A 23276-nucleotide genomic window follows, 5' to 3' on the forward strand; every position below is an offset into this window, starting at 1 on the left:
AGCATAGTAATTAGAATATTGATAGGGTGGTCATGAGCGTTTTACCACGTAGTTTTACCCAGCCGCTAACGGCTGCGCTAGCACGTTGGTTTGCTAAACGTGCTCCTAAAAGCGACACTGCTACCCTTAATCTGCGTAATGTTTATATCTTCTTTAGCCGCGAAGGTATGCTTTTTGCTTTGCTATTAGTGATTACTTTTATCGCTGGTATTAACTATGGCAATAACCTGATACTAGGGTTGTGCTTTTACTTGGTGAGCATATGGTTGGTAAGTTTTCATGTGACCTTTGCGCATATCTCAGGCTTACAAGTGCGATTGCTGGAAGTGACAATAGCAGAAGCGGGTGCACCAGTATGGGTAACGCTACAGCTGCGTAGCGAGAGTAGGCAACCACGACGCCAGCTGTTATTTAGCTTTGAGCAAGGCGTTGAACAAGATACTGTTAAGCGTTCATCCCAAGACAGCAGTAATAGACCAGATGACCGTAAATTGGGCGTTAGTGACAATACACAAGTGCTATTACCGCGTTTGCAAGATGAGCAAATTATTCGTTTGCCTATTTTCACTAATACTCGCGGTGAGCTTGAACTGCCCCGATTACAGATTAAGACTGTTTATCCGTTAGGCATCATGCGTGCATGGTCATATGTTTATTTTGCCCGTACGGCTTGGGTTTATCCCAAACCTGAGCCCTTTGACTGGCAAGCGCAGTATTTAGCAGTTAGTACGGAGGATTTGCCAACAGGCGGTCAGTATACCCAAGGCCAAGATGACTTTGAGCGGTTAGATAATTATATTGAAGGCGAGTCACTGGCGCGCGTTTCTTGGGCACATGTCGCGCGAGGGCAGGGTATGCTCACCAAACATTTCGCTGATCCTGTCGGTCATGAGCAGACTTTGGATTACGCAGATATGCCAGCGGCGCATCATGAACAAAAGCTGGCGCAACTGGCTTATGGTCTGCGTACTCTTAGTCAGATTGGGGTGCCGTTTCAAATGCAACTGCCAAATGAGACGCACGCGACTGCAACTATCGGTCAAGGTGACGCGTTTGCTCAGACCTGTTTATTAAGGCTGGCAAAAACACCATGACCATAAAACCTTCTAAACGTTCCCTTTCAAAACGCTTCACCTCAAAACAATCGTCTTTTACATCTAACGGTGCTGTTGATTGGTCTTTCGAGCAGTCTTTTGAACTATTAGCTTTAGGTCAGCGCGCTGGTATTAATGTCCCTGTAGATGATTCAATAATAGGTGTTTTAACATCAGATAACTCAATAGATAATGCGTCAATCACATCGACAGTCAAAGTGAGATGGTATAACAAATTATTAGCATTACCCGCCTATTATTGGATACTGATAACTCAAGTTATCGTTATTTTGCCTCATGCCGCTCACTTGCCATTATGGTTAATGGGATTTGCGCTCGTCAGCATTATTGCCCAGCTGCCTCGGATCAAAGCCAAGTTTAAGCAAGCTCGCCATCTCAAGCGCATTTATCAAGGCATACAAATGCTGGGGTTTTTATTAGGCTTGGCAGGCTTATGGTTGACCTATGATGCTACCTTTGGACTGGATATGGGGGTGGCATTTTTAGCACTATGTCTGATCAGTAAGCTGTGGGAGTTATACCGGCGCCGCGATGCCTATGTCGTGCTAAACCTATCGCTATTTGTCCTTGCGTCGTTGTTCTTAATGGACCAAGGATTACTCACCACTTTAGAAGTCATTGTGGGGGTGGTTGCTATTTTATTGGCGTTTATCGCGCTCAACGATGACGCCAATACTCGTGGTGATGGGCGTTTGCGTACCTTAGGGGTGTTGGGAGTTGGGGCGTTGCCATTATTGGTCGTGCTGTTTTTATTCTTTCCGCGTCTGCCACCCCTGTGGTCGGTGCAACTGTCAGGACAGCAAGCAATCACTGGGGTATCTGATAGCATGTCGCCTGGCGACTTTGCTAATTTGGGTCAATCGACCGCGCTGGCCTTTCGTGTGCAATTTGAAGATAATCGTCCACCCCAGGAACAGCTTTATTGGCGCGGCCTAGTATTTAGCGACTTTGATGGGGTGACTTGGCGTCCCAGTCGTGAGCAACAGCAATGGAACTGGGAGACTGCGCAGCAAACTCCTGCCTGGGTCGAGAATGCATTTGCGACTGCCGCTGATAAAGTAAAACTTGCACCTATCAATTATGAAGTTGTCTTAGAGCCAACCCAGCAGCGTTGGTTGTTTGGACTCGATTATCCTTTTGCTCAGAGTCAAGGTATTAGCCTTACTTCCGACTTTACATTATTAAAAAATCAGCCAGTCACTCAGCAGCTACGCTATGACGTGTTGCGATATGCGCCTATGCGTATTGATCCCAAACTTGATGACAATGTACGGCGCCTTAATCTAGCACTACCAAACCAAGGCAATCCCAAAGCTCGGGCACTTGCGAAGCAGCTATTCGCCCAGGCAGGCTCAGATCCAGTACGCTATATGAATGCTATTGAGCGCTGGATCAACCAAACTGAGTTTCGCTACACCTTCTCACCGCCACGACTCAATGCCAACCGTATTGATGAGTTTTTATTCGATACCAAAGCCGGGTTTTGTGAGCATTATTCCTCAAGTTTCACCTTTATGCTGCGTGCTGCGGGTATCCCTGCGCGAGTCGTGGCCGGTTATCAAGGTGGCGAGTTGAGTCGCGGTGGTAACGTGTGGGAAGTACGGCAAATGGATGCGCATGCGTGGACTGAAGCATGGCTTGAGGGTCAAGGTTGGGTACGCGTCGACCCGACTGCCTTTGTTGCTCCTGAACGCGTCGAGCAGGGGATGAATGCGTTGACCCAAGCGCAGGGGGCGACAATGTTCGGTGATGGCGCTGGCGCACAAATTAGTTATCAGCAGTATCAAATGCTGCAAACCTTGCGCCGCTTATCGGATCAAGCCAGCTATTACTGGCAAAAAGATATCGTCGGTTATGATCAGGATAAACAAGCGGGCTCGCTATTAAAGTGGCTTAATATTAGCTCTGTGATGCAACAGATTGTTTGGCTGGCAGGTAGCGCGATTACCGTAGTAGGTATTGTTGCACTTATGATTTGGCAGCGTAGACGTAAGCGTTGGCATCCCGCAGATCTGCCATTAGTTAAGCTCTCTAAACGTCTTGGTAAGCGAGATAAATCGTTGACTCGCTATGAAAATGAAGGGCAGTTGGCTTGGCTTGACCGTTTATCAGCAACTCTAAATTCGGCGACTCTAGATTCAGCTGATTTGACTTCAGCTGATTTAAAGAGTGCAGAAAGTCTCAGTAGCAAACCCGCCATTACTATATTAGGTAAAGGTAAGCCCGATTCTATTCAACGAAACAGTGATCAGATTGATCGGATTGATGATATTAAGAGAAATTACCGTCAGTTACGTTACGGCCGACTGAGTACCCTCGAGACTAGTAATCATAAGTATCAGCAAGTCTTAAAGCAGCTTAAGCAGAGTGTGCTGTCGTTATTGTAGCGGTTGGCCATTTGGGCAGAACAACTAATACTAAGATTGAGTGTTTAACTGGCCTGCTGTCCAGATAGCCACTCTTAATGAATGCGCGACTAGTATATAGTTAAGCATAAGGTTGAGTGTTTATAATATGGAGTGCTTATAATATGGAATGCTATAAAAAAGGAGCTTATTTATGAAACGTGCCAAGCAGTTACAGCCGTTATCTCGCCAACATCATCTTGGACTGCATGTAGGACGTCACGCTAAAGAATGCGCTGATAACCCGCAACAAGTCACCGAACACTGGCAAGCGCTATCCTCATATATGAGTGATATGCACGATCATTTTCAAATCGAAGACAACTTAATTGTTAATGCCTTACGACCTCATCAATCTAACCAGCCAGAAGTGGCGTCTGTACTTGGTAAACTAGAACAGCAGCATAAGCGACTGCATAAATTGACCGCAGAGATTCAAGCCACTCAAGACAATAAAAAAGGCCATGCTACTGATAATATATCAATTAAAGATCAAGTCGCTATAGATCAAGTCGCTATAGATCAAGTCACTATAGATCAAGTCACTATAGATCAAGTCGCTATAGATCAAGTCACTATAGATCAAGTCGCTATAGATCAAGTCGCTATAGATCAAGTCGCTATAGAAAAAATCACTGTTGAGCAAGTCAGGGAACTCGCTAATCTGCTATATGATCATATTCGCTTTGAAGAACGTGAACTGTTGCCTATGGTTGAAAAGTATCTGACAGAAGATGAGTTGAATGCTGTCTATGATGCTAGCCCAGATGATATTAAGCATTTAGACGAGCAGCGTTAAGTCTTACGGTGTTTAAAGGCCTTTTTAGTTTAAGTGCTGTCTCACACGTACGGTTTCATGGGTATTGATTTAACTTATTAACGCTGGCAATCAAAGCCACCATTATCATACCTATTACAATGAGAATAATAGACATGGTATGGGCAGCCTCGTAATTAAGGGCTTCTACTTGCTCATAGATAGCAATGGAGACGACCTTGGTTTCACCTGAGATGCTGCCACCTATCATCAAGACCACGCCAAACTCTCCAATGGTATGCGCAAAGCTAAGTAAGCTGCCAAGCACGATACCAACACGGGCCTGTGGTAAGGCCACTCTGATAAAGCGTCTCAAACGACTTGGCTCCAATAGATGGGCAACTTCGATGACGCTTCTTGGAATGCGTGAAAACTGTGCATAAACAGGCTGAATATAAAACGGTAGTGAGTAAATAATAGAGCCAATAACCAAGCCTTCAAAAGTAAATACGAATGGACTTATATTATGCTCGGCAAGCCATTTGCCAATACCGAAATTCGGACTTAGTAATAGCAATAAGTAAAAGCCAATCACAGTTGGTGGTAAGACTAGAGGCATAGCAATTACCCCCATCAATAGTATCTTTAAGCGCCCGACGATGTTGCCATGGCTGGGTTTAGCCAACCAGTAAGCTAAAGGGGTCGCAAACAACAACAAGCACAATGTGGTAATACCGGCAAGTTTGATACTCACCCATACGGGGAGGAGCATGTCTGTTACAAGGGCTTGATTTATCATATAGGCGCATTTAGATAATTTTGACAAAATAAAAGCAAACGCAGATAGTAGCCGTCTTATCAAAGCTACCGTCAAGCGAGGTTAACGCGGTAGCAGATTTATATGGGTTTAACTATGGTCGATTCAATTTAAACAAGATACAGTGCTACTGGAATGAATTTTTTGCAGCCTCTGTCACGCTTGCGAACAGCACGCAAGAAAAATTTATACCAGTGGCACATTGCTATACACATTTTTTTATTGTGAACTGACTATATAACGTTGATACTGATTAATGATAATTATAGCGTGAATGACGGTTGATTATTGAACTGCTAGATAACCTGCTTTAGAAAAATAAGCTTGTCCTGCAGCAGAGCGCAGATAATCAGTAAAGTCTGTTGCCGTAGCAACATCAGTGATGATAATGCCATCTTGCAAGATAGCGGGATAAGAGTCTGGTGGCAAAATATAAAATTGCTCAGCTGTGGCTTTAATCGCTATGACTTGTGATTGCGCAACTAAGCCATAATCAACACTACCGGTATGCGCATATTGAAAGGCTTGGCCAATATTTTCAGCCTGGATCAAGCGTTTTTGCTTATTAAGTGAGTCATAACTATTTTGCGATTGTAGATACACTTTTGCAGATTCGCCATAAGGGGCGAGCTCAGGATTAGCGATAGTGATTTTGGTCTGGTCATTGTTCTTAAATAGGTCAGTTAATGTTGTTTGCTTAAGGCCACTAACAGGTTTGGTCGTGCTGTATAGAGACAGTTGGCCTTGAGTATAAGTAAATGGTAAATAAGTCTTTTTAGCTTTGGGCTTTTTATCAGCTAACTCATCCGCTAACTTGGCAGGGAATGTTTGGTTGGCAGATAAAAATATATCATAAGGCGCACCGGCTGTTATTTGCGCGTATAACTTACCAGAAGAAGCATAAGTCACTTCTATTTGTTGGTCAGGCAGGTCGCTATCTGTTTTATAGCCATTGATAATATCTGGCAATACATCTGATAAGTTAGCAGCGGCAGCAATGCGTAAGGTTTTTGTCTGTTCAGTTGTATTAGTAGCTACTGATTGCGCCGTTTCACTAGTGCTTTCTTTACTACAAGCTGATAGCGCCAATAGTAGGCAAGTAGATGCGCTTAGCGTTAATAAAATTTTTGATGACGCCGTAAAATGCTGCATTAAAGTTTGAGTACTGCGACCACTCAATGTATGAATTCTCATAGCCTACCTTTTTTATAGATATCTATAATTGATATTTACAAGCTTGTGGTTTTATTACTACCAACAAGCTTTATCTGACTTTGGAATGCCATTTTTATTTAAAATACATTTCTAAAAACCCCAGCTAAACATCTTTCTAAAACCACTCTCTAAAATGAATAAGCAAAAATGGGTTTATGATCACAGTTAATTAATCGAATTCACTTAATGACAGTTACTTAATCAAATTTACTTAATGACGGTTACTTAATGACTGTTACTTAATGACTGTTACTTAATGACTGTTACTCAACCATTGTTACTTAGCCATTTAGAGGCTTCATTCTCATAATACTCTTGCTTCCAAACAGGTATATCAGCCTTGATAGTATCCAGTATCCAGTATCCAACGGCAGGCATCAAATGCGGGATAGCGATGCGCCGAAACCACCCCAATCCACACCGCTATATCACCTATCTCTAACGCGCCAATACGATGAATAGCGATGGCATGGGTGATTTCAAATTTGTTCTTTGCTTCTGCAATGATTTGACGGCCTTGGTTAAGCGCTAAGTTTTCATAACCGTAGTAAGTCAGGCGCTCGACGCTACTGGCGTTATTATGATTGCGCACTCGGCCTTCAAAACTGACAAAGGCACCGCAACTGTCATCATCAAGTATATGCCTGAGTCTAGTCTCATCAATGGCGATATCTAATAGAGAAAAACCATCACGTTGAGCCAGCGCATAGGCGTCATCAACACTACGGCTAATACGCATTGATTGGCTGTGAACGTCTGTTTTATCGTTTTCTACATCAATATTGGTATCGGTGTTGTCATCACTACTGCTATTATTATTACTGTTTACGCTAGCTGTCATGGGTAGTCTCTACTTATATAGTCTGTGCTTATCGCTCTAATTTTCATTAATGAACACCTTTAACGCGATATCAGCCACCGGCTACTGGTGTGATAAACACCACATTGTCGCCATCATAAATAGCGTCGGTCCATTTAACGAAGTAATCATTCACTGCCACTCGTAATTGCGAATGGGGACGACTAAAACGATGTTTTCCCCTTAACTGCTCATATAGTTCAGTGAGTGAGGTTGATTGCGCCACAGTTATTTTCTCTTCATTACAGTTGGCTTCATCCGCCAAGCCAGCAAAATATAAAACATTAATATCCATAGTACTGTCTGCTATAGCCGTATCCGTAACTTGGTCTATATTTTTTTCTACAATGCTCATAGCGTTCTCCATTTTAATTAATTAGATGGAAACTGATACTCTGATTTACCACCGGTTTTATTAAGCAGATGAATATTATCAATAACAATATCATGCGACAACGCTTTGGTCATGTCATAGATAGTCAAGCAGGCAATGCTTACCGCCGTTAGCGCTTCCATCTCAACCCCTGTTTTATGAGTCACTTTTACCGTTGCCGTCACTACAATCGCTTGAGTACTATCATCATAAACAAAATTTAAAGCAATTTTATCTAACGGTAGGGGGTGGCAAAGTGGAATGAGATCATGAGTACGCTTCGCCGCCATAATACCAGCGATATGGGCAGTCTGGGTGATACTGCCTTTCTTAGTCATGCCATCAGCCACTTTAATTTGAGTATAAATATCCTTTGGAAAGCGTACTTGTCCGCTAGCATGTGCCTCTCTAGTTGTCACCGTCTTACCGCTGACATCAACCATATTAATATCGCCATCACTGTCTAGATGAGACAAGCCAGACACGGTTAAGTCAAGTTGAGCATTTTCTGTAGAATCCGGGCTTGTTTGCATAGTATTAGTATCTTATGAATATTTGGTTTTTATTGAACTTGGTAAATGACTATTTGGTAAATGACTATATGAAAGATCGTTATGAGTTGAACGAATGCTAGCTTAGACGTTATTTAAAGCAGCGTAAGCCCGTTGGAAGTCTTCAGGGGTATTAAAGTTAGTCAAGTGCGCCCATTTTTTTGACAAAGGAACCGTCTGTAAAAATGGCTCAATAAACTTAATCACCCGCCGTTCTCCACTACCAATATAAGCCATTAAATCAGGCTCAATACTTAAATGATAAAGCCCTAACAAGGGATATAAATGAGTCTCATCGGTTAAACAAATGACTTTTTTATCCGGCACTTGATTGGCCTGCTGAGCTTCTTCTTTATCGTTATGAGTTAATATTCTAGTATGAGGTCGTAGCGTTTGCCAAAGTTCAGTGGCAGGAATTAAGCTATCACAACTAATGACCATTAACCAGGATGAGCGCTTTTTAGATGGAGCGTTATTCTTTAGCGTACTAGCGTCAGTTACATTTGCCAACGGCTGTTTTACTAAAGCCTGCATCGCTGATTCTATTGCTACTAAGGCACCACCGGTATCGTTACCATCGGTAGTCGCTGTAGAACCATAATCAGTAATATGAAAAATAGGCGACTTTAAACGGTATGAAAGTAACTCTGGCGTGACAGTAAAGCCGCGGCTATTATCCGCAATCATAATGGGCACATTTAAATCAATAGCCTGTCGTACATGGTAATTCAGCAAAATTTCGCCGTTAGGCAGAGTCAGTGCAGCTTTGGCTGTACCCATGCGTCTAGACGCCCCACCAGCCAAAATGACTACGCCGGCTAAAAAATCCAAGTCATCCAAGGCATATAGGTCATTTGAATTATCTGAGATATTCAGGTCATGTAAGACATCTGAATTATCTGGGCTAGCCAAACCATCAATCATGGCTGGGGTTTTCAGCCATCAAATGCGACACAAAATTGCAAGGGCGAGTACGGCTATCAAGCTGCTCGGCTATGATTTTGGTCCAACCAGTCCGGCAGGCACCCGATGAACCCGGTAAGCAAAATATAACCGTGTTATTTGCCATACCAGCGAGTGCCCGCGACTGCACGGTAGACATGCCAATCTCATCCTTTGAAATCAGCCGAAACATTTCACCAAAACCGTCAACAGCTTTGTCAAATAACACACTGACCGCCTCTGGCATACTGTCTCTCACAAAAAATCCTGTGCCACCTGTCGTGATAACCGTATGAATACTGGGGTCAGCAATCCAGCCACTGATAACGGCTCGAATATGATAAATATCATCAGTAATGAGCTGGCGGTCCGCCAAATTATGTCCAGCTGCCGTTAAACTGTCTACTAAATACTGTCCCGAGGTGTCTTCTGCTAGTGTACGGCTATCAGATACAGTTAAGATAGCGATGTTAAGTGGCTTAAACGCAGCGGCTGGCTTGGTCATAGTTAATCCTTAGTCGTTGTACTTTAATGATGTTAATGATGTTAATGATGTTAATGATGTTAATGATGTTAATGATGTTAATGATGTTAATGATGTGAGTAGGGTTATAAGTTATAGAAATGTCATCAAAAGCGCTACCATAAGCTCTGCCTTAAACCCAATGCTACCTATTAGGTTAACAAGGGTTATAAGCCAGTAGCTGAATGACTAACCACCGATTAATGATAAGTTGTGCATCATACCGCTATTAGAATCGTGCAAATGATGGTGCTCAGGCTTGATAGGCATAAAGCCTTGTAAGTCACTGACTAAACCTTCGATATCATCGTTTTTGAGGTGTTCTCTAATATCGTAGTTGCCTTGGTCAAATAAGCATAAATGTACCTTGCCCAAGCTACTGACCCGTAAACGATTACAGTTATCACAAAAGTGGGCCGCATACGGGGCAATCATACCAATCCGTCCAACATAGTCCGGATGACTATATTCTATTGCAGGGCCATCGGCACTACCACGATCATGAGGCTGCCAGCCATGTTCTAGCAAGTAGTCAGTAATACTACCAGCATGCGCGTGCTGCGCAAAAAATAAATCGCTGTTATCACTGGTTTGCATGAATTCGATAAAACGATAGGTCACTGGACGACTTTTAATATAGTCCATGGCGCTCAGCAAGGTTTGAAAGGCAGTTTCTGCCATTAGCACCGCATTTATTTTTAATTTAATGTCTGTGGTTGCTAGCAATTGATCCATATCGGCCAGTAACTGCGGCAACATATCAAAGCCAGTCATCTTGTGAAAAGTGCTCGCGTCGAAGCTATCCATACTGATGTTAATTTGATTCAATCCGGCAGCTTGCCAATTGGCCAAATGCTTGCCTAGCTTATAACCATTACTGGTCATCGCCACAGTTTCAATACCAGGCGTTTGTTTTATAGTTCGAATAATATCTACTACATCTCGGCGAATAGAAGGCTCACCACCTGTGATTCGTACCTTTCGGGTCCCCACTTGGGCAAATCCACGAATTAACGTAGCAATCTCAGCCACACTCAACTCGTCATCAGGACGCTTGCCTTGATAACCATTGGGCAAACAGTACTCACAGCGGAAGTTACAGAAGTCTGTAATCGATAAGCGCAGATAGGTGAGACGTCGCGAAAAACCGTCTGTTAATGGTTCATAAGGGCCAATGGATGAATCAGCAGGCGTCGCAGCTATAGAAGAGGATAGGGGGCTATTAATATGGTTATTAATATGGTTGTTATTATCAAGATTAGGGGGTGTTGAGACCGGTGAATACAACTGGGCATTCCCTAGTAGGGGATCATGATAATTCATAGGTTGTTACCACCAATATTGTGTAGTGTAAGCGTTGCCTCAGGTTTTGAGTTGATAAAAATCTGTTGTCTACTTATTATAAATAAGTACAGAAATGGACAGCAAACAGCAATTAACTCTAGAAGCCTTAATATCTGACACTTTAATAATACATACTAAGGCTTTTAGAGTTAAATAAACAGCAGGTTTTACTAAATGTGTAACCAAGGAAATGGTTGCACATCGACAGTAATACCTGATGTCACATTGCCACTTTCTTGTTCTAAAACAATGAAACAGTTCGCACGACTGAGCTGCTTTATTCTGTGGGAGTCCTGTTTAGAGAAACATTCTACTTGATAGTGGCCTTGTTCATTTCTTGACAGCACGCCGCGCTGAAAATCAGTACGACCGACTGATTTTCTTATATCAGTCTTTAACATCGCTGGTACGGTCAATTGCATTGGCTGCTCTGACGCGCTAACCCCTGACATCTGCCATAATGCTGGAATCACAAACTGCAACGTGCCGACGACGGTTGATAAAGGATTACCGGGTAAGCCAAAATATAATACCGGCTTATTAATATCTTTATTCAATTCACCAAACACGAAGGGTTTGCCGGGCTTCATGGCCACTTTATAGTGATTAATTTGTCCTAACTGCTCAATGACCGTGGTCAAAAAGTCATAATCACCAACGGATACGCCCGCTGTGGAAATAAGCACATCACAGTCGTGCATCGCTTTCGTGACGGCGGTGGTGGTCTGCTCTAAATTGTCTGCGATAATGCCATAATCATGAATGACCACTGGCAGTCTAGACAGTAAGCTTTTGAGGGTGGGGGTATTGGAGTTATATATTTGTGCCAAACTATCCAGTTGTCCACCTAGGGCTACCAACTCGTCGCCTGTCGCTAGCACACCGATAGTTAGTGGTCTATAGACCTGAACTTTATCAATACCTAGATTGGCAAGTAAACTAATATCAGCAGGATTCAAGCGTTTGCCAGCGGTTAATAATACCTCGCCAGATTCAATTTCTTCCCCTTGCTTGCGAATATTTCTATCAAGCTCAGCTGATTTTGATAAGGTTATGAGATAAGGTTGCGATTTGTCGATGCTAGTTCTTATATCAGCAAAATTGGTATTTTCTTGTATGATTACCGTATCACATTCTACTGGAACGACCGCGCCGGTAAAAATCCGGACACCTTGTCCTATTTGTATATCGCCAATATAAGGGCTGCCGGCCTGTGATTCGCCAATAATCTCAATCGTGCTATCTTTTGCAGTATCACTATTATGAGCAATAGCATAACCATCCATCGCGGATAGATTCTGTCTCGGTACGGTAAACGGAGACGCAATACTTTGAGCCAGTATCTGATTTTGACTGTCTAAAAGTTCGCAAGTTTGCGTGGCTCTATGAGCTACAGGACAATCAACTCGATTATAAGTGTTAACACGCTGCGTTATAGCGTGTTGAAGTTGCTCAACGGTAATCATTATATTTAGACTCACTTGTATCTGATAGTACATACGATGGACTGACTATAGCATGCTCAAAAGTAATGAGTGTTGTCAAATTCGCTATGCTGTCTTATTAACGGCGATCAAATATTAGTATATAAGTAGGGCAGAGCCGGCGGACTATAACTGAATTAGCAATTAGCAATTAGCAATTAGCAATGATTTGACTCTATCATCAATAATGAAAAGCCGCTTCATCATAAGTTAGGCGGCTTTTTTGTATCTATAAGAAAGAATAGTAGATTATTTCAAAGATTTTACAGCCTATAGGTAATGTTATAAGCAACGTTCAAACACATGCCTTAATATTAAACGCCTGAATAATAGGTCACCCTATTGTCACGCAAAAACCCAGCCAGTCCTAGCCCGTAGCGCTGAGCGACACGCACTGCTGTACTGGTTGGCGCGGACATACCGACCAACCAGGGTATTTGCGTACGAATAGATTTTTGTACCAGCTCAATTGACAATCGCGAAGTCATGATAACGTACTCGACATCTACCTTATAACGCAGTTGCCAGCCGATGAGTTTATCGAGGGCATTGTGGCGACCCACATCTTCAAATAAATACAACTGCTGCTCGTGCATGGTTGCCGCTGCGTGGACAGCGCCGGTCAATTGGTGGGTGTGCTGGGTGGCATCAACTTGGGCGCGCATTTTTAATAAACTATCGAGACTGGGTATCGTTGCTTTATGACGTTGCTGGTTCTGATGCTGGTTGTTTGGCCCATTCTTTAAATAGCCACTCAAGTCTGGCAATGCTTGACTCAGTCCCGTTATACCACACATGCCACAACCTGTACGTCCTGCCAGCTGGCGCTTTTGTGCTTGAATACGCTGATGGCAACGCTGGTTTAAGACCAATTCCACCACATAAATATCATAATCTAGTAAATGCTCAAGTGTCATCGAGACATTAGCCTCATCGATGGTGTCATCGGTGAATTTTTTAAAACTATCAGTATCGGTAAGCTGAGTGACTTCCCAATCGAGCAATTCATGACTATGCTGAATCAATCCTTCACTAAACAAAAACCCAATAGCTAGGTAATTAAGCTGGCTGGGACTGGCCATCAGTACTGCATAGTGAATACCATTGATAACAATCGCAACCGCTGCTTCTACAGCCAAGCTGGTCTGATCATGATCAATATGAATCTGGTCAATGCTACCAATATTATTTTGAACATTAACACCAACATTACCATTACTGCTATGGCTATGCTTCTTTGATGGATAAGAATGTTGGTGTGCCATATGGTTACGCGCCAGTGGCGTTGCAGATAGCTCCATGGGTACGGGCTGCATAGGCGGCACAAGCACAGTATCTGTCGGGACCTCATCACTGTATTGAGCGTGGTCTTGAGAATTAGTTCCAGCTATCATAAACGCTCACTATCTGGTTTTTTCATTGGTATCGTTGTGGTTATTATCCTTGCAGATGTCATTTAAGTGCCATTTAAGTGTCATTTAGATGGTATTGAAACTTAGACACTACTTAAACGTAGACGTTACTTAAACATTCTGGCTGGATAATCGGCCTTACAAGATTCTATGCAGAAGCAATAAGCTCGTCAGCGCTTACCCGTTCTAAAACAACGGTTAATGATTTATACGCGGGTATTTTGGAGTCTGGGGCATGAGTATCTAAGTCGATGAGATCATTACACTCAGGATAGTAGGTGGCGACTGCATTGGCAGCAATGTCCATTTCAGTCAGGATCAATGGCCCCAATGTACGTAGCTTATCATCACTGTCTTGACGCGATACCATCACTTTATCGCCTTTGTGCCAACCCAATCGGCTCATTTCATCGGGATGCATAAATAAAACGTCGCGGCGATCTGTTTGGCGGTAGCGGTCTTGGAAGCCAAATATCATGGTATTAAATTGATCATGACTACGAACACTGGTCAATTGCCAGACTGCTTGTTGCTGATTGATAACTTCATTAGACTGAGCGTTGCTCTGATGCTTAGAGTCTGTATCAAGCTTTGATGTTCTCTCTGCCATTTGGTTAGCAACATAAGTAATCGGATATTTTGGCACTTCAAACTGAGCTTTACCGCTGTCAGTATTCCATTGGCGATGACGTGCTGGATGATATAAGTAGAAACCGCGATCAGCAGCACGAATACGCTGATTAAAATCCTCGAAACCGGCAATAGCTTTAGCGATATAATCACGAGTAACATCAAAGTCTTCGCCCATATCCTTCCAAGGAATTGAGGTATCAGAGCCGAATAAATGGATAGCGATATCGGCCACAATCTGCGCTTCAGATTTCAGGGTATCGCTAATCGGTGCCAGGCGGCCTTGGGTGGCTACAATTTTGCACATGGAGTCTTCAATCGTCGCAAACTGTTCACCTTTATTAGTGATTAAGCGTTCGGTACGACCCACACACGGTAAAATTAGATTGTCTACGCCCGGATAAAGCATGGTCTCATTAAGTTTGGTAGCAACAAAAACGTTGAGCTGATTTTTGGTTAAGGCTTGTTGGATGGCACTGGTATCTGGCGCTGCAACAGAGTAATTACCGCCCATACTCATAAAGACTTTAAGCTCACCGGCTATCAAGGCCTTCGCTCCAGCGATGACATCAAGGCCATCCTCTTGGGGCATTGGACGCTCAAAGACTTTTTCTAGGCTATCAAGCAGACTTTGACTGGGACGCTCATGAACGCCCATTGTGCGATCGCCTTGCACATTGGAATGCCCACGAACCGGCGATGCGCCTGCACCATCGATACCGATCATGCCCATGAGTAGCAGTAAATTGGTAATCATAGCGACATTATCATCGCCCTGAACATGCTGAGTGATGCCCATACCCCAAGTACAAATCGTCGCTGGACTGTCTGCGACCAGACGAGCAATATTAATGATTTCATCTTTAGGGATACCGCAGCCGCGCTCGACATCTTCCCAAGATTGCTGACGCAGCCAGTGATCTAATCCCTCAAAACCTGAGGTATGGCTGTCAATAAAGTCGGTATTAATTTTACCGTTTTTGGTCAGCCATTTTGCAAGACCAGTCAATAGCGCAACATCACCACCGATTTGGATTTGAATGACATCATCTACGAGATCATCACTTTGTCCTGCCACCATATGAGTTGGTTTCTGTGGGTTTCTAAATTTGCTTAGACCTTGTTCTCGCATGGGGTTAATAGAGAGTATGCGGCACCCTTGCTGGTGCGCGTGAGCAAGCATCTCTAGCATTCGTGGGTGATTGGTCGCAGGGTTTTGTCCGAACATCATAATGAGTTTGGCCTGCTCAAAGTCCTCTAGCTTAACAGTGGCCTTACCGACCCCCAACTGCTTAGTCAGCATCACCGACGTCGGCTCATGACACATATTGGAACAATCTGGCAAATTATTAGTGCCAAAACAGCGCACAAATAGTTGATACATAAAGGCGGGCTCATTGGTCACTCGCCCCGAGGTGTAAAAGAGCGCCTCATCTGGTGAGTCAAGCTGTTGCAATTGTTTAGCGATGCGCGCGTAAGCAGCTTCCCAAGAGATCGCTACATAATGATCGTGCGCAGCGTCGTAATACATCGGTTCTGATAAGCGCCCACTATGCTCAAGCTCATAACCAGTCCATCCTTGCAGCTCCTTAACGGAGTGCTTAGCAAAAAATTTAGCATCGGCACGGGTAGACATGGTTTCACTTGCCAGTACTTTGATACCATTCTCGCAGACATCTAGCATTTTATGGTTTTTGTGATCAGGCCATGCACAGCCTGGACAATCAAAGCCACCTTTGGGTTGATTACTACTAAACACACTCAAACTACCGCGCAAAAAAGTTTGGTAATCCATTAACTTACGAGCAGAAGAAATCAGCGCAGACCAACCGGCGGCAGGATGGGTATAAACAGGAATTTTGCGCATGATAGGCCTTATAATTAGATGAACAGTCAGACGAACAGTGAGATAAAAAGCTAAATGGCGACTGCAGAAGAAGAAGTAGAAAATTAATAATATCACTACTTCTACACAATTAAACATGCAAACGGTAAAAAACAGTAAGCCGGTTAACTGTGTAAAAATTTTTGGTACTGTTATTAAATGGTTTATGCCTGACTTATAATGCGATTGATGACAATAGTCTGTTGAATAGAAATACTGCTGTCACTTGCTAGGTAGTAAATAGTATGTAATAGCAATATTCATACGCAAAGATTGCCACGTGCCGTAATTGCTGTCCTATTGCTATCTTATTACCATCTTATTGCCATGTTAGTATCGTCTTACCCTCAGGATCATTCCTCTAAGTTGTTTTTTGTCTTGGTTTATTATTAACTTTATTCAGCGTCACTAAACGCTATATTCACAATATATGAGAAAGCACTATGACAGTCTTTGCAAGAGAATCCAGCTTTAAGTCTAACCGCCAGTCGCACAAGCTCCTTCGAGGCATGCTAGTTTTATTAGCAGCTTCTTCGCTGTTTGCTTGTAGCCAACCAGATAGTGACACTACTGCAGCTAGCACAGCAGTAACGGAGCCTTCTGCTGCTATAACATCAGACGCTTCTGCATCACCCGCCGAATATGCACCCGTTATGGCTGCTGCAACGGGTAATCCACAGTTACTCAAAAATGTCTCAGCAACGGTCTATAAAGATCCTAATTGTGGCTGCTGTAAAGACTGGATAGACCATGCCCAAAGCAACGGCTTAAGTGCAACCACTGAACACCCAAAGGACTTGTCATTATTTAAAGACCGTTACCAAGTACCTAATGAGATGCGTGCTTGCCATACCACTGTCACAACTGATGGCTACGTTTTTGAAGGTCATGTCCCTGCGAAGTATATGGCGCAATTTTTAGAGAATCCGCCGGTACAAGCGCTCGGTCTTGCTGTACCTGGTATGCCTGTTGGTAGTCCAGGTATGGAATATGAAAATAAGTTCATGCCATATCAGGTCATGCAGCTCAATAAAGACGGGACAAGCCAAGTTTATGCTGATATTGAGTCTACTCAGCAGCAATTATAATTTGGACTATAACTTTTACTTTAGTGAGACTAGAGTCTAAATAGCGCTGTATATAGGTGCGGGTAGGACGGTGGTTATACTGATTTTTATAGCTATTTACAATGTTTTAGTCTAAAAAAGCAGCGCCCTAGAATATTGTCAAAGGGCGCTGCTTTTTTGATCATTGTTTATAATGCACAGGGCTAGATATTATAAGGGTTATGATTAAGGGTTATGATTAAAGGTTGTTATTTTTCGCTGCACTGACAGCATTTAGAGCACATGTCACATTTTTCACAAGTAGTAGGGCAGTTACAGCCACATTTTGTGCAGCTACAGCTGGAATTGTAATGTATAGGATATACCGATGCATGCAACTTATCTTTAGAAGTGAGTGTCATAACAAATCCTTGTTTATAATAGATAGTTGATTGTGACAAGGATTGCGAGCATATTCAGTGATTTTATTGTCAACTTAATAGATTGGTTAGTTAATGTTCTCTATGGTGAGTATGGTTATGCTATAAACCCAGCAATCCATAGCTCTGCAATGTATTAAACAGCATAAATAAATTGTTACAATTTATTTGGATGATTGCCTGATGTGATGTTGAGTGTTTGCTCAACATCATCTATGGTGGTTTTAGTTCTTCAGCTTAAGGACTATCACCTAGCAATTTGAGCGAACGCTCAATTTCAGTGGTAACCTTTAAATGAATACAATCTATGTTACTTCAATACTTATTATAAGGATTTTTATATGACCGAATTTACGCTTCACGATAAGCAAAGTGCCCCACAAGAGAGCCAAGCGCTATTCGACGATTCCATCGGTGCCTTTGGTATGATCCCAAATTTACACGCAGTTATGGCAGAATCACCCGGACTACTTGAAGGGTATCAACGTCTTCATCAATTGTTCCTAGATAGTAGCTTCGATGACGAAGAGACTACCGTAGTGTGGCAAACCATCAATGTTGAGCACGCTTGCCATTACTGCGTTCCTGCCCATACTGGCATCGCCAAAAGCATGAAAGTTGATGATACCATTACTGAAGCATTACGTAACGAAACCCCACTACCAACAGCACGCTTAGAGGCGCTTCGCGACTTCACGCTCTCTGTCGTCCGTGGCCGTGGTAATGTTGATGATAGCGCCGTTCAAGCATTTTTAGATGCGGGCTATACTAAGCGTCAGATTTTTGAAGTGGTACTTGGCGCCGCTCAAAAAGTAATGAGTAACTACACCAACCATCTCGCCAACACACCGATAGACAAACCATTCCAAAAATTTGAATGGCACAAGGCTGACTGATTACTTAGAATATCAGTCGCAAATATATTAATACTCAAAATATCAGAGGAAGTTACGCTTCCTCTGATATTTTTTTAACTCTATTTGAGAAATCACCAGAAAATAGATATTCTAGATAAAATGACAACTAGCTGCTAACACGAGTAATAGTTAATATAGGTGTTAGCTAACACTAACTACTACTAACGAGAACTACTATGCAAAAGTCAGATATGCAAAAGTCAAATAAACCATTACGGATAGATATCGTATCAGATGTCGTTTGCCCTTGGTGCATCATCGGTTACCGGCAGTTGGCCGAAGCCTTAGAGAATACCAATACAGCGCACGAAATTCATTGGCACCCATTCGAGCTAAATCCTAACATGCCAGCAGAAGGGCAAAATCTGCGCGAACACGTCATGGAGAAATACGGTAGATCTGCTCAAGACTCTGAGGAGAGTCGAATCAAAATGACCGCAGCAGGCGCAGAAGTTGGCTTTGAATTCCAATTTATCGATGGTGCACGAATCTATAATACCTTCAGTTTGCATCAACTTCTGCACTGGGCTGATCAGCAAGGGCGTAGGCACGACCTAAAACAAGCCTTATTTACCGCCCATTTCACCAATAACCGGGATGTCTCTGACAAGGCCACACTCGCGGATATAGCCGCAGAGATTGGATTGGACCGTGCTGAAGCTCAAGCGGTTCTTGATGATCAGCGCTTTACACAAGAAGTGCGCGATTCCGAACAGCGTTCGCGGGAACGAGGCATTCAAAGTGTCCCAGCAGTAATTTTTAACGACCGTCATCTCGTCAGCGGCGCACAAGGTGTTGAAAACTACACTAGGATTCTAGAACAGCTGGCAGAGATTACAGAATAAACTATTTTTATGACCTATCTGTTTAAGTCAATTGATAATTGAGGCCTATTCTATTTCTCTGTTTTTTATAGAGTAAAAAAGAGAATGGGCTAATCTACATCGAATGCGAGCGTTATTTGCTCAAATATTTAACAAACCAGTATTCAACAATGCAGCTATGCCTATGATTAAGCGATTACTTAAATCAAAATAATTATTATCTATTGCTGACTGCGGTATAACCACTGCAGGTATTAGAACGCGCTTCGTTCATCATATTTCATAAATGAGCATCAAAAATACCTCGAAAGGATATCTTCACGCCAAAATACTTACCGCTATAGTAAATCCAATTTAAAAACGATACAGTACTGCTGTTATAAGTTTTTTGCAGTCTCTGTCTGCGTAGGCACAGCAAGCAATAAAGACTTATGCCAGCAGTAGGTTACGTATCGATATTATTTTTCATTGACGATAACTGGTAGACGATAACTGGAATTTAAATGCATTTTGCCAAGTCTGGTCATACCCTAACGCGATACCGGTTTTGCTGCGTGGCGCTGTGTATTTGTTTAGGAGTTTCTTCAAGCACGGCAGTGACTAATACTGTCGCCACCGCTGAGCAGCCATATTGGCAACAGATTGAAACGCTGGGTAAAAATCAAGACGTGTACTTTTATGCTTGGGGCGGTGATCCGCAGATAAATGCTTACATACAGTGGGCAGCCAAACAAGTTAAGAGCCAGTACAACATCAACTTAGTGCATGTAAAATTAAGCGATACCAGCGAAGCGGTGAGCCGGGTCTTGGCCGAAAAATCAGCCAATAACGATAGCCAAGGTAGCGTTGATCTCGTCTGGATAAACGGGGCCAATTTTGCCACCATGAATGAGCACTCATTGTTATTAAAACAATGGTCGAATCAGCTGCCTAACTTTGCCTTTACTGATCCCAATAATAATCCTGCTGTTAATTTTGATTTTGGTATTCCAACCAATGGCATGGAAGCACCGTGGGGGCAAGCGGCGCTTACTTTTTATTATGACAGTTTGGCCATTGACGGCTCAGTAAACAATCAACCACCGACCACTTTAAATGAGCTATTACGCTGGAGCGCTCAATATCCTGGACGCTTTAGTTATCCCAAACCACCTGATTTTTTGGGTATGAGCTTTTTAAAATATGCTTTAGTGATGCTACATGAGCAAAGCCCTGCCAATACCAATGACAGTCTAAAAAATGATAGCCTAAAAAACGATAGCCTAAAAAACGAGAGTCTAAAAGCCCAGCTAAATCAGCCAGCCACCGACCAAAATACAGCGCTAGTATTACAGCCGCTATGGGAATTTTTAGATAAACTGCATCCCACATTATGGCGTCAAGGCGAGTATTTTATGCAAAGTGGGGCGCAAATGCGCCGCTTAGTAGATGATACTGAGCTGAGTTTAGCCTTTACATTTTCAGCGCCCGAAGTGCCTGCAGCGGTGCAGCGCTATGATTTACCTAAAAGTATTCGTAGCTATGCCATGGATGACGGTAGTTTGAGTAACACCCATTTTGTTGCCATTCCTTATAACGCCAGCCACCAGCAAAGTGCGCAACTAGTCGCTAACTTTTTACTCAGTCCCACCGCCCAGGCGCACAAACAAAAACCTCAGATTTGGGGTGATAGCACGGTCCTTATTCAATCAACACTGACGCCTGAGCAACAAGCGTTATTTAAAACCCGTCAGCCGCATCCAAGTGCCTTACCTATTGATAGTATCAAGCGTACCCTGAGTGAGCCGCATCCAAGCTGGGTGGAGGCTATTATGCAAGGTTGGGAAGTGCGTTATGGGGCAAGTTCGTGAGTATGCCTGCTAAAAAGCAAGCAGTAAGCGCTGCATCACCGGTCCCTTATCAAGCAGATATGTTTACCAAACTCGTCAAGTTTAGCCCACGATTTTTACTGCTGCTACTGACATTACCGGTACTGGGTGGGTTAGTGAGCGTCCTATTGCCCGCTTTTGGCTGGGCGCCAGCACTGGAGCAAACAACGATTGGCTTGCAAGGCTTTAGGGATCTCTGGCAAACACCAGGCCTCATGCAAATGGTCGCTTTGAGCGTGGCTACTGGCTTGATAAGCACGCTACTGGCCCTGGTCATGGCGGTAATGATTTTGGCCGCATTTTTTAACAGCCCATGGCTCAATCGTATTGAACGTCTGCTTAGCCCTATTTTAGTGATTCCGCATGCGGCAGCGGCCATTGCCGTTGGGTTTTTAATTGCCCCTTCTGGTATGCTTTCTAGACTAATCTCTCCCTGGCTTAGCGGTTGGGAGTTGGCACCACAAGGCATACTTCCACACGATGCTTACGGTATCAGTATCATTCTAGGTTTAACTTTAAAAGAGCTGCCTTTTTTATTATTGATGGCACTTGGCGTCTTGGCTCAACCTGAGCTTGGCAAGAAACTACGGCAACAGTATAAAGTGGCGCTTAATTTAGGCTATTACCCAATGACTGCCTTCTTTAAAGCGGTGTTGCCAAGCCTTTATCCATTATTACGTTTACCGGTTTTTGCGGTACTTGCTTATGCCAGTGCCAGTGTGGAAATGCCGCTAATACTAGGCCCAAATACCCCGCCAACATTGGCAGTGGCTATTATGCAGTGGTTCAATGATGTTGATTTAAATTTACGTATTAAAGCCTCTGCCGGAGCGGCATTACAGCTGGCACTGACGGGTGGCTTACTCGCCCTGTGGCTAACGGGCGAAAAAATGCTCAAGCGGCTATGCTATGGCAATGGCAATGGTTATGGTTTATTAACCAACGGCCGGCGTGATTACGGTAGCGCTGTTTGGCAAAAAGCTACTGTAGCGTTCACAAGCTTAATTATCGGCTTTATATTACTGGCATTGATTGGTCTGCTTATGTGGTCAGTTGCTGGGTATTGGCGCTTTCCGGCAGCCATGCCAGAGCAGTTCGTGCTATTGCACTTTCAAAGCGCCTTGATGCAAATGGGCAGTCCGTTATTTAACACCCTTACGATTGGCCTAATGACCACCTTGTTTGCAGTTATTCTCACTTTACTGTGTTTAGAATCAGAGCAGTTAACGGCCAAGCCACTGTCACGCTTTACCCATTTAATTATTTATTTACCGTTATTGGTGCCCAGTATTGCCTTTTTGTTTGGCTTGGTATGGTTACAGCAATTGGTCAATAACCAAACTGCGTTTCTCAATGTGGCCTTTACCCACTTACTGTTTGTATTGCCCTATGTATTTTTATCGCTGGCGAGTAGCTATCGGCGTTTAGATCCGCGTTTTTCTCATGTTGCGGCCAGTCTTGGGGCTGCCCCGTACAAGATATTCTTTAAAGTAAAATTACCGCAGTTATTTGCGCCTATTTTAATCGCTGCTGCCTTAGGATTGGCGATCAGTTTTGGTCAATACTTGCCAACACTGTTAGCGGGTGGCGGGCGTATAGCGACTATAACTACCGAAGCCGTTACTCTAGCTAATGGTGCAAGTAGGCGCACAAGCGCTGTTTATGCCATTATGCAAATGGTGTTGCCATTGATCGGCTTTGCGCTGGCGTGGGGTTTACCTAAGTACTTCTTTAAAAGTGCGCGTCATTAAAAGTGCGCGTCATTAAAAGTGCGCGTCATTAAAAGTGCGTGTCATTAAAAGTGCGTGTCATTAAGAATGAGCGTCATTAAAAGTGTATATTGTCAAAAGCGTATAACGTTACAGGGTA

At 43.2% G+C, this 23276-nt stretch carries 18 protein-coding genes and 1 pseudogene; 8 read left to right on the forward strand and 11 right to left on the reverse strand.

Annotated elements, in window-relative coordinates; genetic code table 11:
* Positions 1-32: 32 nt before the first annotated feature.
* The 3 genes from H4W00_RS05265 to H4W00_RS05275 all read left to right on the forward strand — a co-directional run bounded on the left by H4W00_RS05265 (position 33) and on the right by H4W00_RS05275 (position 4319).
* Complete coding sequence (locus tag H4W00_RS05265; RefSeq protein ID WP_209956560.1) at positions 33-1094, forward strand: DUF58 domain-containing protein; 1062 nt, start codon at positions 33-35, stop codon at positions 1092-1094.
* A complete protein-coding gene (locus tag H4W00_RS05270; RefSeq protein ID WP_334684877.1) occupies positions 1091-3502 on the forward strand; it encodes a transglutaminase family protein in 2412 nt (803 codons plus the stop codon). The genes H4W00_RS05265 and H4W00_RS05270 overlap by 4 nt, the downstream gene beginning before the upstream one ends.
* Before the next feature lie 172 nt (positions 3503-3674).
* Positions 3675-4319, forward strand: coding sequence for a hemerythrin domain-containing protein (locus tag H4W00_RS05275; protein ID WP_209956561.1), 645 nt, complete (start codon positions 3675-3677; stop codon positions 4317-4319).
* Between the two features lie 55 nt (positions 4320-4374).
* On the opposite strand, the gene modB is transcribed toward H4W00_RS05275, so the two are convergent.
* The 11 genes and pseudogenes from modB to H4W00_RS05330 all read right to left on the reverse strand — a co-directional run bounded on the left by modB (position 4375) and on the right by H4W00_RS05330 (position 16294).
* A complete protein-coding gene (modB, locus tag H4W00_RS05280) occupies positions 4375-5076 on the reverse strand; it encodes a molybdate ABC transporter permease subunit (RefSeq protein WP_209956562.1) in 702 nt (233 codons plus the stop codon).
* Positions 5077-5379: 303 nt separating this feature from the next.
* Positions 5380-6288, reverse strand: a complete 909-nt coding sequence (gene modA, locus H4W00_RS05285) for a molybdate ABC transporter substrate-binding protein (RefSeq protein WP_209956563.1) — start codon at positions 6286-6288, stop codon at positions 5380-5382.
* 288 nt (positions 6289-6576) lie between these two features.
* A pseudogene (locus tag H4W00_RS05290) lies at positions 6577-7048 on the reverse strand (molybdenum cofactor biosynthesis protein MoaE).
* A 172-nt stretch (positions 7049-7220) separates the two neighbouring features.
* Entirely contained in the window at positions 7221-7523 is a 303-nt protein-coding gene (locus tag H4W00_RS05295; RefSeq protein WP_334684878.1) for a MoaD/ThiS family protein, read from the reverse strand.
* Between the two features lie 17 nt (positions 7524-7540).
* On the reverse strand, positions 7541-8074 hold the full coding sequence (gene moaC, locus H4W00_RS05300) for a cyclic pyranopterin monophosphate synthase MoaC (protein WP_209956564.1): 534 nt from the start codon (positions 8072-8074) through the stop codon (positions 7541-7543).
* A 102-nt stretch (positions 8075-8176) separates the two neighbouring features.
* A complete protein-coding gene (gene mobA / locus H4W00_RS05305) occupies positions 8177-9016 on the reverse strand; it encodes a molybdenum cofactor guanylyltransferase (protein ID WP_209956565.1) in 840 nt (279 codons plus the stop codon).
* The gene (gene moaB, locus H4W00_RS05310) at positions 9009-9539 is read right to left on the reverse strand and encodes a molybdenum cofactor biosynthesis protein B (RefSeq protein ID WP_209956566.1); all 531 of its coding nucleotides are present in this window, start codon (positions 9537-9539) and stop codon (positions 9009-9011) included. The genes mobA and moaB overlap by 8 nt, the downstream gene beginning before the upstream one ends.
* Before the next feature lie 207 nt (positions 9540-9746).
* The gene (gene moaA, locus H4W00_RS05315) at positions 9747-10880 is read right to left on the reverse strand and encodes a GTP 3',8-cyclase MoaA (protein WP_209956567.1); all 1134 of its coding nucleotides are present in this window, start codon (positions 10878-10880) and stop codon (positions 9747-9749) included.
* Between the two features lie 191 nt (positions 10881-11071).
* Positions 11072-12367, reverse strand: a complete 1296-nt coding sequence (locus H4W00_RS05320) for a molybdopterin molybdotransferase MoeA (RefSeq protein WP_209958959.1) — start codon at positions 12365-12367, stop codon at positions 11072-11074.
* Between the two features lie 332 nt (positions 12368-12699).
* Positions 12700-13701, reverse strand: coding sequence for a formate dehydrogenase accessory sulfurtransferase FdhD (locus H4W00_RS05325; protein WP_209958961.1), 1002 nt, complete (start codon positions 13699-13701; stop codon positions 12700-12702).
* Between the two features lie 244 nt (positions 13702-13945).
* Complete coding sequence (locus H4W00_RS05330; RefSeq protein ID WP_209956568.1) at positions 13946-16294, reverse strand: FdhF/YdeP family oxidoreductase; 2349 nt, start codon at positions 16292-16294, stop codon at positions 13946-13948.
* Positions 16295-16755: 461 nt separating this feature from the next.
* Between H4W00_RS05330 and H4W00_RS05335 the strand changes: the two genes are divergently transcribed.
* From H4W00_RS05335 to H4W00_RS05355, 5 genes are all read left to right on the forward strand, one after another.
* The gene (locus H4W00_RS05335; protein ID WP_209956569.1) at positions 16756-17400 is read left to right on the forward strand and encodes a DUF411 domain-containing protein; all 645 of its coding nucleotides are present in this window, start codon (positions 16756-16758) and stop codon (positions 17398-17400) included.
* A 739-nt stretch (positions 17401-18139) separates the two neighbouring features.
* Complete coding sequence (locus H4W00_RS05340) at positions 18140-18694, forward strand: carboxymuconolactone decarboxylase family protein (RefSeq protein WP_209956570.1); 555 nt, start codon at positions 18140-18142, stop codon at positions 18692-18694.
* A 197-nt stretch (positions 18695-18891) separates the two neighbouring features.
* A complete protein-coding gene (locus H4W00_RS05345; RefSeq protein WP_442966432.1) occupies positions 18892-19560 on the forward strand; it encodes a DsbA family oxidoreductase in 669 nt (222 codons plus the stop codon).
* Positions 19561-20042: 482 nt separating this feature from the next.
* Positions 20043-21389 (forward strand): ABC transporter substrate-binding protein, encoded by a 1347-nt coding sequence (locus tag H4W00_RS05350; RefSeq protein WP_209956571.1) that lies wholly within the window; start codon positions 20043-20045, stop codon positions 21387-21389.
* 2 nt (positions 21390-21391) lie between these two features.
* Positions 21392-23158, forward strand: coding sequence for an ABC transporter permease (locus H4W00_RS05355; RefSeq protein ID WP_209958965.1), 1767 nt, complete (start codon positions 21392-21394; stop codon positions 23156-23158).
* Positions 23159-23276 lie beyond the last annotated feature (118 nt).

The sequence above is a fragment of the Psychrobacter sp. PL19 genome, from assembly GCF_017875835.1.
Taxonomy (GTDB): Bacteria; Pseudomonadota; Gammaproteobacteria; order Pseudomonadales; family Moraxellaceae; genus Psychrobacter.

Bases quoted from the DNA above. Each gene is read 5' to 3' on its own strand.
- moaC (WP_209956564.1), bottom strand. From the start codon at position 8,074: ATGCAAACAAGCCCGGATTCTACAGAAAATGCTCAACTTGACTTAACC.
- H4W00_RS05270 (WP_334684877.1), top strand. From the start codon at position 1,091: ATGACCATAAAACCTTCTAAACGTTCCCTTTCAAAACGCTTCACCTCA.
- H4W00_RS05345 (WP_442966432.1), top strand. From the start codon at position 18,892: ATGCAAAAGTCAGATATGCAAAAGTCAAATAAACCATTACGGATAGAT.
- H4W00_RS05325 (WP_209958961.1), bottom strand. From the start codon at position 13,701: ATGCAGCCCGTACCCATGGAGCTATCTGCAACGCCACTGGCGCGTAAC.
- H4W00_RS05350 (WP_209956571.1), top strand. From the start codon at position 20,043: ATGCATTTTGCCAAGTCTGGTCATACCCTAACGCGATACCGGTTTTGC.
- H4W00_RS05265 (WP_209956560.1), top strand. From the start codon at position 33: ATGAGCGTTTTACCACGTAGTTTTACCCAGCCGCTAACGGCTGCGCTA.
- H4W00_RS05335 (WP_209956569.1), top strand. From the start codon at position 16,756: ATGACAGTCTTTGCAAGAGAATCCAGCTTTAAGTCTAACCGCCAGTCG.
- modA (WP_209956563.1), bottom strand. From the start codon at position 6,288: ATGAGAATTCATACATTGAGTGGTCGCAGTACTCAAACTTTAATGCAG.
- H4W00_RS05330 (WP_209956568.1), bottom strand. From the start codon at position 16,294: ATGCGCAAAATTCCTGTTTATACCCATCCTGCCGCCGGTTGGTCTGCG.
- moaB (WP_209956566.1), bottom strand. From the start codon at position 9,539: ATGACCAAGCCAGCCGCTGCGTTTAAGCCACTTAACATCGCTATCTTA.
- H4W00_RS05355 (WP_209958965.1), top strand. From the start codon at position 21,392: ATGCCTGCTAAAAAGCAAGCAGTAAGCGCTGCATCACCGGTCCCTTAT.
- H4W00_RS05340 (WP_209956570.1), top strand. From the start codon at position 18,140: ATGACCGAATTTACGCTTCACGATAAGCAAAGTGCCCCACAAGAGAGC.
- H4W00_RS05295 (WP_334684878.1), bottom strand. From the start codon at position 7,523: ATGAGCATTGTAGAAAAAAATATAGACCAAGTTACGGATACGGCTATA.
- H4W00_RS05275 (WP_209956561.1), top strand. From the start codon at position 3,675: ATGAAACGTGCCAAGCAGTTACAGCCGTTATCTCGCCAACATCATCTT.
- moaA (WP_209956567.1), bottom strand. From the start codon at position 10,880: ATGAATTATCATGATCCCCTACTAGGGAATGCCCAGTTGTATTCACCG.
- mobA (WP_209956565.1), bottom strand. From the start codon at position 9,016: ATGATTGATGGTTTGGCTAGCCCAGATAATTCAGATGTCTTACATGAC.
- H4W00_RS05320 (WP_209958959.1), bottom strand. From the start codon at position 12,367: ATGATTACCGTTGAGCAACTTCAACACGCTATAACGCAGCGTGTTAAC.
- modB (WP_209956562.1), bottom strand. From the start codon at position 5,076: ATGATAAATCAAGCCCTTGTAACAGACATGCTCCTCCCCGTATGGGTG.